The organism is Pseudomonas sp. M2(2023) (assembly GCF_030263955.1).
Lineage (GTDB): Bacteria > Pseudomonadota > Gammaproteobacteria > Pseudomonadales > Pseudomonadaceae > Aquipseudomonas > Aquipseudomonas asiatica.
Map to the genome: position 1 here is coordinate 2,032,423 of NZ_CP127114.1, position 14,730 is coordinate 2,047,152.

13 protein-coding genes and 1 pseudogene are annotated in these 14,730 nt (G+C 64.6%); 4 read left to right on the plus strand and 10 right to left on the minus strand.

Going from position 1 to position 14,730, the window contains the following annotated elements:
* The first annotated feature begins 59 nt into the window (after nucleotides 1-59).
* Both QN085_RS09400 and QN085_RS09405 read left to right on the plus strand, forming a co-directional pair.
* Nucleotides 60-2,357 (plus strand): fimbria/pilus outer membrane usher protein, encoded by a 2,298-nt coding sequence (locus QN085_RS09400; protein WP_031325352.1) that lies wholly within the window; start codon nucleotides 60-62, stop codon nucleotides 2,355-2,357.
* A complete protein-coding gene (locus QN085_RS09405; protein WP_023662544.1) occupies nucleotides 2,354-3,322 on the plus strand; it encodes a Csu type fimbrial protein in 969 nt (322 codons plus the stop codon). The genes QN085_RS09400 and QN085_RS09405 overlap by 4 nt, the downstream gene beginning before the upstream one ends.
* A gap of 193 nt (nucleotides 3,323-3,515) precedes the next feature.
* Here QN085_RS09405 and QN085_RS09410 read toward each other — a convergent pair whose 3' ends face one another.
* The 5 genes from QN085_RS09410 to QN085_RS09430 all read right to left on the minus strand — a co-directional run bounded on the left by QN085_RS09410 (nucleotide 3,516) and on the right by QN085_RS09430 (nucleotide 8,091).
* Nucleotides 3,516-4,664 carry a M14 family metallopeptidase gene (locus QN085_RS09410; RefSeq protein WP_023662543.1) on the minus strand — a complete coding sequence of 383 codons (1,149 nt, stop codon included), beginning with the start codon at nucleotides 4,662-4,664 and terminating at the stop codon, nucleotides 3,516-3,518.
* Nucleotides 4,665-4,772: 108 nt separating this feature from the next.
* Nucleotides 4,773-5,546: an AraC family transcriptional regulator gene (locus tag QN085_RS09415; RefSeq protein WP_023662542.1), complete on the minus strand. Its 774-nt coding sequence runs from the start codon at nucleotides 5,544-5,546 to the stop codon at nucleotides 4,773-4,775.
* A gap of 36 nt (nucleotides 5,547-5,582) precedes the next feature.
* Nucleotides 5,583-6,815 carry an MFS transporter gene (locus QN085_RS09420; protein ID WP_041506155.1) on the minus strand — a complete coding sequence of 411 codons (1,233 nt, stop codon included), beginning with the start codon at nucleotides 6,813-6,815 and terminating at the stop codon, nucleotides 5,583-5,585.
* A 270-nt stretch (nucleotides 6,816-7,085) separates the two neighbouring features.
* Nucleotides 7,086-7,319 (minus strand): hypothetical protein, encoded by a 234-nt coding sequence (locus tag QN085_RS09425; RefSeq protein WP_013971936.1) that lies wholly within the window; start codon nucleotides 7,317-7,319, stop codon nucleotides 7,086-7,088.
* Nucleotides 7,309-8,091 (minus strand): MlaA family lipoprotein, encoded by a 783-nt coding sequence (locus tag QN085_RS09430; protein ID WP_041506154.1) that lies wholly within the window; start codon nucleotides 8,089-8,091, stop codon nucleotides 7,309-7,311. The genes QN085_RS09425 and QN085_RS09430 overlap by 11 nt, the downstream gene beginning before the upstream one ends.
* Nucleotides 8,092-8,259: 168 nt before the next feature.
* On the opposite strand from QN085_RS09430, the gene QN085_RS09435 reads away from it, so the two are divergent.
* Nucleotides 8,260-8,970 carry a response regulator gene (locus QN085_RS09435; protein WP_003256403.1) on the plus strand — a complete coding sequence of 237 codons (711 nt, stop codon included), beginning with the start codon at nucleotides 8,260-8,262 and terminating at the stop codon, nucleotides 8,968-8,970.
* Entirely contained in the window at nucleotides 8,967-10,322 is a 1,356-nt protein-coding gene (locus QN085_RS09440; RefSeq protein WP_023663402.1) for an ATP-binding protein, read from the plus strand. The genes QN085_RS09435 and QN085_RS09440 overlap by 4 nt, the downstream gene beginning before the upstream one ends.
* On the opposite strand, the gene QN085_RS09445 is transcribed toward QN085_RS09440, so the two are convergent.
* The 5 genes and pseudogenes from QN085_RS09445 to QN085_RS09465 form a co-directional block, all read right to left on the minus strand.
* On the minus strand, nucleotides 10,323-10,787 hold the full coding sequence (locus QN085_RS09445) for a nuclear transport factor 2 family protein (RefSeq protein ID WP_013971940.1): 465 nt from the start codon (nucleotides 10,785-10,787) through the stop codon (nucleotides 10,323-10,325).
* A 153-nt stretch (nucleotides 10,788-10,940) separates the two neighbouring features.
* Nucleotides 10,941-11,369: pseudogene (locus QN085_RS09450) on the minus strand (LLM class flavin-dependent oxidoreductase); the annotation flags it as partial.
* 4 nt (nucleotides 11,370-11,373) lie between these two features.
* A complete protein-coding gene (gene dkgB, locus QN085_RS09455; protein ID WP_023662335.1) occupies nucleotides 11,374-12,177 on the minus strand; it encodes a 2,5-didehydrogluconate reductase DkgB in 804 nt (267 codons plus the stop codon).
* 355 nt (nucleotides 12,178-12,532) lie between these two features.
* Complete coding sequence (locus QN085_RS09460) at nucleotides 12,533-13,027, minus strand: DUF934 domain-containing protein (protein WP_013971943.1); 495 nt, start codon at nucleotides 13,025-13,027, stop codon at nucleotides 12,533-12,535.
* Nucleotides 13,011-14,663 (minus strand): nitrite/sulfite reductase, encoded by a 1,653-nt coding sequence (locus QN085_RS09465; RefSeq protein ID WP_013971944.1) that lies wholly within the window; start codon nucleotides 14,661-14,663, stop codon nucleotides 13,011-13,013. The genes QN085_RS09460 and QN085_RS09465 overlap by 17 nt, the downstream gene beginning before the upstream one ends.
* Between the last annotated feature and the right edge of the window lie 67 nt (nucleotides 14,664-14,730).

Consider the following 14,730-nt stretch of genomic DNA (forward strand, 5'->3'; position numbering starts at 1 on the left):
GCAATGGTTGGACACCGTGTGTGAGGTGGCTGACCCACCGTTGTTGCCTGGGGCTCGCCCTGGTCGGCCCAGGCCTGGTGCTGGCCGACGACCTGCCGCCACCACCCACGGAGATGTCTGCCATCGCCGATGCCACGTTGTACCTCGAGTTGCTGGTGAACCAGGTGCCCAGGGCTGAGCTGGTGCCGGTGCAGCAGCGCGCCGGGCAGTTGTACCTGGACAGCGAGGTGTTGCGGGCGGCCGGCGTCTCGCTGCCAGGCAACCCGCAGGGCGAGGTGGCCCTGGAGGCCATCGTGGGGATGCATGCCGACTACGACAGCCAGAACCAGCGCCTGCTGCTGCAAGTGCCGCCGGCCTGGCTGCCCGACCAGCAACTGGGCGACCGCAACCTGTACCCGGCCAGCGATGCACGCAGCAGTTTCGGCGCCTTGTTCAACTACGACCTGTACCTGAACGACACCGATGACGGCGGCAGCTACCTGGCGGCCTGGAACGAACTGCGCCTGTTCGACAGCTGGGGAACGTTCTCCAGCAGCGGGCAGTGGCGCCAGTCGTTCAATGGTGCGCCGACCGACGATATGCGCCAAGGCTTCTTGCGCTACGACACCACCTGGCGCTTCACCGACGAGCAGCGCCTGCTGACCTACGAAGCTGGTGACCTGGTAACCGGGGCCTTGCCCTGGACCAGCTCGGTGCGGGTCGGTGGCCTGCAGTTGTCGCGCGATTTCGCTGTACGCCCTGACCTGGTCACCTATCCGCTGCCGGCGTTCTCCGGTGAAGCGGCGGTACCGACCTCGCTGGACCTGTTCATCAATGGCTACAAATCCAGCACCAGCGAATTGCAGCCGGGTCCCTACACCTTGACCAACGTGCCGTTCATCAACGGCGCCGGGGAGGCGGTGGTGGTCACCACCGATGCCCTTGGCCGGCAGGTGTCGACCACCTTGCCGTTCTACGTCACCAGCAGCCTGCTGCAGCAGGGCCTGGCGGATTATTCGGTAGCGGCCGGCAGCCTGCGGCGTGACTACGGGGTGCGCGATTTTGCCTACGGCCCCGGGGTTGCTTCGGCCAGCCTGCGCTACGGGGTCAGCGACGTCTTCACCCTGGAGACCCATGCCGAAAGCGCCGAATCGCTGATGCTGGGAGGCCTGGGTGGCAACATGCGGCTGGGCAACTTCGGCGTGCTAAATGCGGCGCTGGCGCAGAGCCGGTTCGACGGCGACAAGGGCCACCAGGTCGCCCTCGGCTACCAGTACAACAGCCAGCGCATCGGCTTCAGCTACCAGCGCCTGCAACGCCATGGCGACTATGCCGACCTGACCCGGGTCGACAGCCGGGACATACAGCTGAGCCAGCGCAGCGAGCAGGTCACGCTGAGCCTGAACCTGAACGAATACGGCAACATCGGCGCCGGCTATTTCGATGTGCGCGCCGGCGACGGCACACGTACCCGGCTGATCAACCTGAGCTACAGCAGGCCGCTGTGGGGCAACAGCAGCGTTTATCTGTCGGCCAACCGTGAAGTGGGGGACAGCCAGTGGGCAGTGCAGGCGCAACTGGTGATCCCGTTCGACCTGCACGGCACCCTGGCCCTGGGCATGGAGCGCAGCCAGCAAGGCGAAACCCTGCAGCGGGTCAACTACAGCCGCGCGACGCCGGTGGGGGGTGGTGTCGGTTACAACCTGGGCTACGCCGCCGGTAGCGAGCGCGATGCCTACCGCCAGGCCGATGTCACCTGGCGCCTGCAGTCGGTGCAGTTGCAGGCCGGTTTGTATGGCAGCAGTGGAGAGATGACCCGCTGGGCCGACGCCAGTGGCTCGCTGGTTTGGATGGATGCTGGGCTGTTCGCTGCCAACCGTATCGACGATGCCTTCGTGTTAGTCAGCACCAGTGGTTACGCCGACGTGCCGGTGCGCTATGAAAACCAGGAGGTCGGCCGTACCGATGCCGATGGTCACCTGCTGGTGCCGTACAGCAGCGGTTACTACCGCGGCAAGTACGAGATCGACCCCATGGGCTTGCCGCCGGACATCCTCGCGCCGGAAGTGGAACAGCGGGTGGCGGTGCGCCGGGGCAGCGGCTACTTGCTGGAGTTTCCGCTCAGGCGCGTGCTGGCGGCCAGCCTCGAACTGGTGGACGCCGAACAGCAGGTACTCAAGCTGGGCAGCCGTGTCACCCATGCAGAAAGTGGCAGCCAGGCGGTGGTCGGTTGGGATGGCCTGGTTTATCTGGAGAACCTGACGCCGCATAACCGACTGCTGGTTGAGTTGCAGGGGGGCGGGCATTGCCAGGTGGCGTTCGACCTGCCTGAGTCGCAAGGTTCGATCCCGTTGATTGGCCCGTTGGTGTGCAAGTGAAGGCCTGCTGGCGTGGTTTGTGGGCATGCGCCTTGTTGTTGTGGGCGGGCTCGGCCTGGGCCAAGTGCACGTCAGTGTTGACTGCGCCGGCGGCGTTTGGTTCGCTCAACTCGACTCAGGTACGTGGCACGGTCCAGACAGCTTCCAGCACCAACTCGGGCCTGCAATGCAACGGTTCGGTGATCAGCGTGCTCAGTAGCACCGACTCCTTCAAGATCAAGATCACCTCCACCACCAGCGGCCTGGTAGGGCCTACCGGGGATGTGATCCCCTACACCCTCTATGCCGACGCCACAACCAACTATCCGATCACCCGTGGCACCCCCTTCGAATTCAGGACCACCGGCATCCTCGACTTGCTCGGGTTGCTCAACGGTACACCGAAGAATGTGCCTATCTACATGCGCACGCAGGTGGGCAGCAACGTATCGGCGGGGCTATATCAGGAAATCCTCGATGTCGAGTGGACCTGGGACTATTGCGACGGGATTGGTGTTGGCGGGCTTTGCATAGGGCGAGACAAGGGCTCCGGTACCAGGACCCTGCTGGTAAGCATGACGGTGACCAACGACTGCCAGATCACCACGCCCAGCATCAACTTCGCCAGCGCGCCGGTGGTGGCGGGGTTCGGCACGGTGAGCCAGAGCCTGAGCGTGTCGTGCACCAAGGGCAGCAACTACACGGTGGGCCTGGATGACGGGCAGAACGTGGCCAATGGTCGACGGCGGATGAAGTCTTCGGCCAACAACTACCTGGCCTATGACATTTTCAAGGGCGCCGGTGCGGTGCGCTGGGGTTCGACAGGGGCTGCGCGGCGGGCCAGTGCCGATGCCGATGTGAACCCCGGCACGGGGACCGGCACCGGTAGCCAGGTGTTCAACTACAACGCCAAGGTCTACACCGACCAGGCTACACCCCCGGCTGCGACCTATACCGACAGCGTGATTCTGGATGTGCAGTTCTGAGCGCAGGGACCTTGTGGGAGCGGCGGTCCGCGTAACCTGTGGGAGCGGCTTTAGCCGCGAAGAATCCAACGCGGTGCATGGCACCGGCTACGCCGGTGTTCGCGGCTAAAGCCGCTCCCACAGGGGCCCTGCTAATTCCATGAGTCATGTGCAGTCCTGTGAGAGCCGACTTGCCGGCGATGGGCCGTTTCAGTCAGCGCAAATCGCCAACCATCTTCGCCAAGGTCTCAAGCACCGCCCCGGCCAACGCCTTCGAGCGCGCCCCCGACCACCCGGTGACGGCATCCGGCGCGTCGTCATGGTCCTTGAACGGCATTTCCAGGGTCAGTGACAGGCAGTCATGCGCCATCCCCACCGCATTGCAGGCCAGCGTCGTGTTGGCTTGCCCCGGTTCGTCGCGGGTATAGCCATGCACGGTCTGGAAGTCGCGGGTCAGGCTGCACAGGGTGCTGCGGAACTGCTCCTCCAGTTTGGCCAGACGCGGCGTGTAGCCCGGGTTGCCCTCGCAGGCCGCGGTGAACACATGGGGAATCTCTTCGTCGCCATGCACGTCGATGAACGCATCCACGCCGTGTTGCTTCATCTGTGCCTGGGCGAAGAAGACCTCGGGGCTGAGCTCGACGCTGGCGTCCTGCCAGGCACGGTTGAGGTCCTTGCCCTTGAAGTTGGTGCGCAGGTGGCCGAGGAAGGCACCGTCGGGGTTCATGTTGGGGATCAGGTACAGGTCGGCCTTGGTCAGCAACTGCCGGATCACCTCGTCGTTGGCCTGCAGGCGGTCGATCACGCCCTCCATGAACCATTCGGCCATGTGTTCACCCGGGTGTTGCTGGGCAATCAGCCACAGCTTGCGCTTGCCTGCGGCACCATCACCGGCACGCAGCAGGGGAATGTCGCGACCCTGTACGCTGCGGCCACTGGCGAGCAATTCCACCCCCGGCAGTTGCCGTGCACGTTCGATCAGCTGGTTGTGACGAGCGCGCGGGTAGGGCTCGAAGTAGGCGAACCAGATGTGCGGCTGTTCGGCCTTTATCTCGAACGACAGCGCCGTGCCGTCGAACTGGCTGGGGACGCGGAACCAGGTTTGCTGGTCGTAGGAGGCCACGGCGTTGTAGCCGCTCCAGGCGTTCTTGTAGGAGGAACCGGAGGCATTGTCGAGGCTGAAGCGATGGACCTGGCCTGGCGTCAGCCCGCTGACCTTGAAGTGGAACCACTGGTAGTGGCCGCTGTGGGTGTCCGGGCGGATGGCCAGGTGCACCTGGGCCGGGTTGCTGGCATCCAGCACCTGGATGTTGCCGGAGTCGAAATCGCAGTCGATCTGCAGGGGGGACAGCGTCACGGTCATGTGCCGGGCTCCTTCTGGGGGCTTTGTTGTGAGGGTACTGTACACGGCTTGACAGGGTTGCTGTGCGAGATCAGGCGACGCGGGGCGATCTCATATGTTTCCTACAGGCTATTTGAAGAACTGACTCGGCGTGATACCGAACTGGCGCTTGAACATGCTGGCAAAGGCACTGGGGCTGTCATACCCCAGCGTCCCCGCCACATCGATGATCCGCTCGCCCAGGGCGATCAGCTCCAGTGCCTGCATCAACCGCGCCTGCTGGCGCCACTGGCCGAAGGTCATGCCGGTTTCCTTGCGGAACAGGCGCTGGATGGTCTTTTCGTCCACTCCCAGCTGCTGGCCCCAGTCGGCCACGGTGGCGTTATCGTCAGGCCGCTCGTGCAGCGCGGAGCAGATCGCCTGCAGGCGCTTGTCGCCGGGCTGCGACAGCTTCAGCGGCAAGGTCGGCAGCACGCAGATCTCGTCGAGGATCAGGCGCATCACCCGGGCTTCACGCGAGTCTTCGGCAAACGGCGCGGTAAAGCCTACGGAGGCCTTGATCAGTTCGCTGAGCAACGGCGAGATGCTGATCGCCTTGCTCTGCAGGGGCAACTGCACTGCCGCGTCGGCGCGCACGAACACACTGCGCATCTTCACCTCGCCCACGCAGCGTATCGCGTGCACCTGGCCGCAAGGCATCCATACGCCGCGGCTGGGAGGCACGGTCCAGCGTTCGTTACCGGACTCGACGATCATCAGGCCTTTGGTGGCATAGATCAGTTGATGCTTGGCATGGCTGTGGGGCTCGATGAACCAGTCGGTCGGGTAGTCCGTCGCACGGCTGCCCACCTCCCAGCTCCACTCATCCACCTCCACCAGCAATTCGTGCTGCGGCTTCAGCATTTCGACCTCTTGTACGGGCAGCCTGGCACGCCCACTTTAACAGCAGCGGCTGGGGCGGGCTTGCGAGCGGGTTGCCGGCAGCAGCGCGGTGGCCAGCCCCAGCAGCGGCAGGAACGAGATGATCTGGTACACCCACTCGATGCCATGCCGGTCGGCCAGTTCGCCAAGCCCGGCGGCGCCGATGCCGCTGATACCGAACATCAACCCGAACATCACCCCCGACACCATGCCGACCCGGCCCGGCACGGCCTCCTGGGCATACACCACCAGGGCGGCGAAGGCCGAGGACATCACCAGGCCGATGGCCACCGCCAGTACCGCCGTCCAGGCCAGGTTGGCGTAGGGCAGGGCGAGGGCGAAGGGCGCCACGCCGAGGAACGAGACCCAGATCACCGCCTTGCGCCCGATACGGTCACCCACCGGGCCACCAGCGAAGGTGCCCAGGGCCACGGCCGCGAGGAACACGAACAGGTACAGCTGGCTGTGCTGCACGCTCAGGCCGAAATGCTCGATCAGGTAGAAGGTGAAATAGTTGGTGAACGAGGCGATGTAGACGAACTTGGCGAACATCAGCACGGCGATGACCGCCACGGCGCGCCACATGGCGCCACGCGACAGGCCGGAGGCCTGCTGGCCGGCGAAGGTCTTGAGCCGGGTCTGGCCGTGACGCACGGTCCAGCCGGTCACCCGCAGCAGCACGAATACCGCCAGCGCGGCCGCCAGCATGAACCAGGCGATGGCCGGCTGGCCGTGCGGAATGACGATGGCAGCGGTCAACAGCGGGCCGAGGGCCGAGCCAGTGTTGCCACCGACCTGGAAGGTCGATTGCGCGGTGCCAAAGCGCCCACCGGAGGCCATCCTGGCCAGTCGCGAGGCTTCGGGGTGGAAGGTCGCCGAGCCCACGCCGACCACCGCGGCAGCCACCAGCAGCATTTCATAACTGCTGGCGAAGGCGAGCAGGGCGATGCCCACCAGCGTCACCAGCATACCGGCCGGCAGCAGGTAGGGCTGCGGGCGCTTGTCGGTGTACAGGCCGACCCAGGGTTGCAGCAAGGACGCGGTCACCTGGTAGATGAGGGCGATCCAGCCGATCTGGGCAAAGCTGAGTGCGAAATCGCTCTTGAGCATCGGGTAGATGGACGGCAGCACGGCCTGGATCAGGTCGTTGAGCAGGTGGGCGAATGCCGCAGCGCCGACGATGCGGACCAGAAAGCCCTGGGGTTGGTCGGCAGGTGTGGTGGCGGCCATGGAGGCGGTGGAGGTCGTCATGGGCGATCTTCTTCTGGCGAAAGGGAACAAGGCATTTGCCGAAGAAGGGTAGCCAGTGCCCGGTTTGCCTGTCTCACGCCGAACAGGCAGCCACTGTCGCGTTTCGGACATCCCGGGCCTGACGCCCTGAATTCGCAGGCGGTCCGCGTACCCTGTGGGAGCGGGTTCACCCGCGAAGAATCCAGCGCGGTGCATGGCACCGGCTGCGCCGGTGTTCGCGGCTAAAGCCGCTCCCACAGGGTCCCTGCTGACACTTGGCCGCCCTCGAATTCATCGTTCGTGCCGCGCCACCCAGCGCAGCAATGCTGCAATCGGTACGCTGCGGTGAGCCTCGTGTCGGTAGGGCTTGCCCTCGGCGGTAAAGCGTTCGCGATAGCGGCTCAGCACCAGGCTCCGGCCATCGGCCGAAACCCGGGCCTCCAGTTCATGCAGCAACAGCGGTTGCCGGGCAGCGCCTTCCAGGCGCCTGAACAGCAGCATGGCGCCTTGGGCATCATTCTTCATGGGCACCCCCTGCGCAATTCACTGGCCAGGTGCCCGGCTCGCCGGCCTTGCCTTCTGCCACCCGGTTGCTGCGCCGCTGCGCGGTGTAGTCACGCATCGCAACGTAGTAGTCAGGCCAGGTGCGCAGCAGGTCGGTCAGCGGCAGTGCTTCGGCCCGTGCATCGACGATGCCGCCGGCCGTGGCTACGTTGCCCATGGTTTCGACGGTATCGCTGTTGCCGCCAAACGGGTCCAGTGCCAGGCCCAGCAGCGTGCCTGTGGCATCACGCAGGTTGTGGGTGCCCAGCAGCGGCAGCTCGACGATGGGGCCAGAGGCGATGTTCCACACCCCGAAAGTCTGGCCAAAGTCCGAGCGATGCTGGCTCAGCCCCATCTTGCCAGACACGTCGACCAGCCCTGCCACACCCAGGGTGGTGTTGAAGATGAAGCGGGAGAGGCTGGTCATCGCCCGTTCGCCGTTGCCCTGCAGCAGGTCGTTGACGAACACCTTCGGCTCACCGAAGTTGCTGGCGAAGTTGTGCATGCCCTGCTGGGCAAAATCGGGCAGCGCGGTGTAGCCCCGTGCGACGGGGGCCAGCAGATAGTCGTCGACCGTGCGGTTGAAGGCGAATACGGCGCGGTTGGCGGGCTCCGCCGGGTCACTGACCTGATAGGCGACATTGCCGCAGGCCGCCGTGGCCGGTGCGCGTTGGCTGCAGCCTCCCGCCGCAAGCAGCGACAAGGCCAGCGCGGCTGAGCGCGCTGAGCGGGAGGCGGATGATGAACGGGACATAGATACATTCCTGGCAAGAACTGGCAGCGATGCTGCGCAGTTTTCTTTGCCTGGTAATGTCCGGATTGTCTCGGCGTCGACACTTTGTTTCCGGGTTGAAATATATGACGGCTACGTGGGGATGGCCTTAAAGTACGGCTTGATAACCTTGTTTTGCGGTGCTTTTTTGTGAGCCATTTGCTGATAGTCGACGATGATGTCGAGGTGCTCGACCTGCTGCAGAAGTTTCTCTGCCAACATGGCTACGAGGTTGATGTGGCCAGGGATGGCAAGGCGCTGTGGCAGGCCGTCGAGCGGCGGGTGCCGGACCTGGTCATCCTGGATGTGATGCTGCCTGGCGACAGTGGCCTGGTGTTGTGCCAGCGCCTGCTGGCCGAGCACAAGGTGGCAGTGATCATGCTCACCGCCATGGGCGAGTTGAGTGACCGGGTGGTTGGCCTGGAGCTGGGGGCAGACGACTACCTGACGAAGCCGTTCGCCGCCCGTGAACTGCTGGCCCGGGTGAGGGCAGTGCTGCGCCGTGCCGGCGAAGCGGCCGGGAGCGCGGCGGGCCATGCCTGCGCGACCCTGGAGTTTGCCGGCTGGCGGCTGGATGTGGTGCGGCGCGAGCTGCGTTCGCCGGACAACGTCATGATCCCCTTGTCCAACGGTGAGTTCGAGCTGCTGCTGGTGTTCGCCGAACATCCGCGGCGGGTGCTCAGCCGCCAGCAGTTGCTGGACATGGCCCGTGGCGATGCCTACGACGCCTATGATCGCAGTATCGACGTCCAGGTCAGCCGGCTGCGCCGCAAGCTTGAAACCGACAACGGCAACGAGCCCTTGATCCGTACCCTGCGCAACGCCGGTTACCTGTTCACGCCCACGGTCGCGAAGCGATGAAGCTGCTCGCCTGGGTTCGCCAGGCCCTGCCACGGCCCAGGATCACCATTGCCCGCTGGATCGCGCTGACCACCCTGACGGCGATGCTGTTCCTGTTGCTGCTCAAGGGGCTGTTCAGCCTGTTGCTGAGTGTCTGGGCGCAGCCACCGCTGCTGGAGAGCGGGGTGATCGAGAAGGTTGCAGCGGTCACTCGCATCCTCGACGTCGCGCCCATGGCGCAGCGCGCCAACATCGCCAGTGCGGCGGGCGACGGCTCATACTCCGTGCGCTGGCTGCGCCGCCATGACGAAGCGGGCGTACCCGTGCTGGTCGATGCCGAGTTCAGCGAGGGCACGCCTATCCTGCGCGCATTGCTCAAGCGCCCGGATGCCAGGGTCGAGGCCTTCGCACCGTCCGACATGCCGGAGTACGCACCTGAGCGTGGTTATGCGCTGATGATCGAGCTGACCGACAAGTCCTGGGTGCTGTTCCGTGCCACCAACCGTAGCTGGGGCCTGGACGAACTGCCGCGCAACCTGATCATCCTCGGGCTGATGCTGGTTTCCAGCCTTGTCGTCGCGCTGCTGGCCACCCGCTACCTGGCCAAGCCGCTGGAGCGCTTTGCCGAAGGTGCGCGGCGTTTTGGCAAGGACTTCAACGCCCCGCCCATTCCGGTGGTTGGCCCGCACGACCTGCGTCAGACCATTCTTGCGTTCAATGCCACCCAGGCGCAGCTCAAGCATTTTCTCAACGACCGCACCCAGATGCTCGCGGCCATCTCCCATGACCTGCGTGCACCGCTGACGCGCATGCGCTTGCGCGCCGAGTTCATCGACGATGCCCAGCTACAGGCCAAGTTGTTCAAGGACGTCGACGAGATGCAGGCGATGGTCGATGCGGCGTTGGGGTTCTTCCGTGATGACGCGCGGCTGGAACAGACGACCGTATTCGATCTGGGCGAGCTGCTGCTGACCGTTGTGGACGACTTCAAGGACGCGGGGGTCGAGGTCGGCCTCAGCGGGCCGCGTCGCTGTGTGTATACGGGGCGGCCGGTGGGTATCAAGCGGGTGCTGGTCAACTTGATCGACAATGCAGCGAAATACGGCTGCGAGCCCACGGTGGTGTTGGCGGTAAACGCCAGGCAGATCGAGATTACCGTGCAGGATCGCGGGCCGGGCATCGCGCCGGAGCTGCACGAGCAGGTATTCGCGCCGTTCTACCGTATCGAAGGTTCACGCAACCGCAATACCGGTGGCGTGGGGCTGGGCCTGCCCGCAGCACGTGCCATCGTGCTGGAGCAGGGGGGCAGCATGTCCCTGGGCAACCGCCCGGGTGGCGGGCTGGAAGTCAGGATCATGCTGCCGCAGGGCTGATCAGAGCCCCAGTTCGCTGAGCCCGGGGTGATCATCCGGGCGCCGGCCCAGCGGCCAGTGGAACTTGCGCTCGGCTTCACTGATAGGGTGCTCGTTGATGCTCGAATGGCGGTTCTGCATCAACCCGTCCTCGGCAAACTCCCAGTTCTCATTGCCATAGGCGCGGTACCACTGGCCACTGTCGTCGTGGTACTCGTAGGCATAGCGCACGGCAATGCGGTTGCCGGTGAAGGCCCAAAGCTCCTTGATCAGGCGGTACTCCAGTTCATGGTTCCATTTACGCGTCAGGAACGCCTCGACCTCGGCACGACCGCGCGGGAACTCGGCGCGGTTGCGCCACACGGTGTCGATGGTATAGGCAAGCGCGACCTTGGCCGGGTCGCGGCTGTTCCAGCCATCCTCGGCCAGGCGGACCTTTTCGATGGCGCTTTCGCGGGTGAAGGGCGGCAGGGGTGGGCGGGACATCGCGATACTCCTCAGTTCGATTGGCTGGTAGGAGAGTAGTAGCCGCTGGCCGAATAGAGAATGGGTGTGCCTGGCACATCATAATTGCAGTGCGTGGAACAATGAAGACCGCCGGAGATGGGGCAAGGGGGCTCTATCAGGCTGTGTCGGCTGGTACTCCACCTGCCGGTCACCACTGGCCACGCCCAGCAGCAGGCGGTTACCACTGAGGCACTGCACGCTGTTGGCCGATTTCAGGGTCAGCAGCGGTTCGCGAATCGGCAGCACCACGGCGGCCGTGCCAAGCAGGATGTCGCGGGTTACCCCGGCCAGGTAGCCGAGGTAGGCAAACACCTCGAACACCTGGGCGGCATCGCCGAACGACGGATCGTACAGCGGCACATCGCGGACCCACAGGGCGCGGTAGCCCAGGCGATCGGCCAGTTGTGCCAGTTCTGCGTGGCGGGCCAGGTCCGGCTCGCCGAACTGGCGGCCATCGCGGCGCCGCGCCTGGTCGCCGGCGGGCGTCCAGTCGTGGTCCAGCGGCGCTTCCAGGCCGATGCTGAAGCCGCCAGCGGTCAGGCGTTCGAGGGGCGTGGTCATGGCATCAATCCCAGATTGGCGCCAGTCCGTCAGGGCTGACTTCACGGCCGTTGCGCTCGAGCTTGGCGATGCGTGCCATGTCGTCAGCGTCCAGCTTCAGGTCACGTGCGAGCAGGTTGCTGGCCAGGTTTTCCCGCTTGGTCGACGACGGGATCACCGCGTAGCCCAGCTGCAGGGCCCAGGCCAGGGCAACCTGGGCCACGGTGGCCTTGTGCTTGGCGGCGATGTCGGCCAGTACCGGGTCTTTCAGCACCTTGCCGTAGGCCAGGGTCATGTACGAGGTGACGGTGACGCCTTGTTCCTTGAGGAACGCGGTCAGCTTGCTGTTCTGCAGGTACGGGCTGAGTTCGATCTGGTTGGTGGCGATTTCGCCTTCGCCAACCACTTCGATGGCCTGGCGGGTCAGTTCGATGTTGAAGTTGGACACACCGATCTGGCGGGCCAGGCCCAGCTTCTTGGCTTCGGCCAGGGCGGCCATGTACTCGGGCAGCGCAACGCCGTTGCCTGGGGCCGGCCAGTGGATCAGCAGCAGGTCGACGTAGTCGGTACGCAGTTTTTGCAGGCTGTCGCGCAGGCTGGGGACCAGCTTGTCGGCGGCGTAGTTTTCGACCCAGATCTTGGTGGTGATGAACAGCTCGCCGCGCTTGACGCCGCTTTCGGCGATGGCCTGGCCGACGTCGGCTTCGTTCTTGTAGATCTGCGCGGTGTCGATGACGCGGTAGCCAAGTTCCAGGGCCGACTTGACCGAATCGATGACGGCTTGGCCGGTTAGGCGAAAGGTGCCGAGGCCGAAGGATGGAACGCTCATGGATCTGCTCCTGGTGAGTGAGGGGGTGAGCCGAATCGAGCCTGGTCGCTCGGGTTCGATCGCTCTTCGTGTGGGGAGCAGTGTGCGGCTTTGAGGGGGATTGATTAAGGTGGGGCGGGGCCAAGGTCATTTGACTGGGAGGCAAGAATAGGTCGCTGTGCCGTGACTGTTGCTGGGGGAATGCAGGGTAAACCTGTACCGGCCTCTTCGCGGGTGAACCCGCTCCCACAGGGACCGCGCCGCACTCAAGAACGGTGCAGTACCTGTGGGAGCGGGTTCACCCGCGAAGAGGCCGGTACAGGAAAACGAAACGGCCCGCCATATAGGCGGGCCGTCTGGCATTGCAAGGTGACGATCAGCGGCGGCGGAACAGCGGCAGCGGCTCGTCGGTGGCGGCCTGGTAGGTCACCGAGAAGTCCTTCAGGCTTTGCAGCGCGTCTTCCGGGTCCTTGTCGGCGCGGATGGCGAACGCGTCAAAGCCGCAACGGGCCATGAAGAACAGTTGGTCGCGCAGCACGTCGCCGATGGCGCGCAGTTCGCCCTTGAACTTGTAGCGGTCACGCAGCAGGCGCGCATTGGAGTAGTTGCGCCCGTCGGTGAACGCCGGGAAGTTCAGTGCGATGACCTGGAAGTGCTGCACGTCTTCGCCGATTTCTTCGGCTTCTTCGTCACTGTCCAGCCATATGCCCAGCCCACCGTCACGGGCTTTGAGCGCATGGGCATGGTCGCGCCACATCTGCAGCGGGACGATGTAGTCGTCGCAGTTGGTCAGCTCGTCAAAGGACGTTTCCTTGGGCAGCAGATGCCAGGTTTCGTCGACGATCTGGTTGTTCTTAATGATTCGCTGCATAGACGCGTTCCTTGAAGGGGTCGATGCCGATACGCTGGTAGGTGTCGATGAAACGCTCTTCCTCGGTACGTTGCTCGACGTACACGGCGATCAGCTTCTCGATCACATCGGCCATGTCATCCTGGGCAAAGGACGGGCCGAGAATCTTGCCAAGGCTCGCGCCACGCGCGGCATTGCCGCCCAGCGACACCTGGTAGAACTCCTCACCCTTCTTGTCCACGCCGAGGATGCCGATGTGGCCCACGTGGTGGTGGCCGCAGGCGTTCATGCAGCCGGAGATGTTCAGGTCGATCTCGCCGATGTCGAACAGGTAGTCCAGGTCGTCGAAGCGGCGCTGGATGGATTCGGCAATCGGGATCGACTTGGCGTTGGCCAGCGAGCAGTAGTCACCGCCCGGGCAGCAGATGATGTCGGTCAGCAGGCCGATGTTCGGGGTAGCGAAGCCGTTTTCGCGCAGCTCCAGCCACAGGGCATGCAGCTGACGCTGCTCGACGTCGGCAAGAATGATGTTCTGCTCGTGCGACGTGCGCAGGAAACCGAAGCTGTAGCGCTCTGCCAGGTCGGCCACGGCGTCGAGCTGCTTGTCGGTCACATCGCCCGGGGCAACGCCGGTGGGCTTCAGCGACAGGGTCACGGCCACGTAGCCAGGGCGCTTGTGGGCGCGGGTGTTGCGCGAGCGCCAGCGGGCGAAGCCTGGGTACTCGGCGTCCTGCGCGGCGTAGTCGACGTTGTCCAGGGCCAGGTAGGCCGGGTCGACGAAGTGGCGCGATACACGCTGCACTTCGGCTTCGGTCAGGGTGGTGCTGCCGCCGCGCAGGTGGACCATTTCGGCCTCGACCTTCTCGGCGAACACTTCCGGGGTAAGGGCCTTGACCAGGATCTTGATCCGCGCCTTGTACTTGTTGTCACGGCGACCGTAACGGTTGTACACGCGCAGGATGGCGTCAAGGTAGCTGATCAGGTCCTGCCACGGCAGGAACTCGTTGATGAACGAGCCCACCACCGGGGTACGGCCCAGGCCGCCACCGACCAGCACACGGAAGCCCAGCTCGCCAGCGGCATTGCGCACCGGCTCCAGGCCGATGTCGTGCACTTCGATGGCGGCGCGGTCTTCCTGCGAGCCGTTGATGGCAATCTTGAACTTGCGCGGCAGGTAGGCGAATTCCGGGTGGAAGGTGGTCCACTGACGGACGATTTCGCACCACGGGCGCGGATCGACGATTTCGTCTGCGGCCACACCGGCGAACTGGTCGGTGGTGGTGTTGCGCAGGCAGTTGCCGCTGGTCTGGATCGCGTGCATCTGCACGGTGGCCAGTTCGGCGAGGATGTCCGGGATGTCCTCCAGGGCCGGCCAGTTGAACTGCACGTTCTGGCGGGTGGAGATGTGGGCGTAGCCCTTGTCGTAGTCGCGGGCGATCCTGGCCAGGGTGCGGACCTGGGTGGCGTTCAGCTGGCCGTACGGCACGGCGACGCGCAGCATCGGCGCGAAACGTTGGATGTAAAGGCCGTTCTGCAGGCGCAGAGGGCGGAATTCTTCTTCGCTCAGCTCACCGGCCAGATAGCGGCGGGTCTGATCACGGAACTGCTTGACGCGGTCCTCGATGATCCGCTGATCGTACTCGTCGTATACGTACATAAAAGTCCTGTCTCAGGCATGCAGCTATTCGCGCGCACGGCCGCGCACTCCGCTTCGGAGCCGGGGA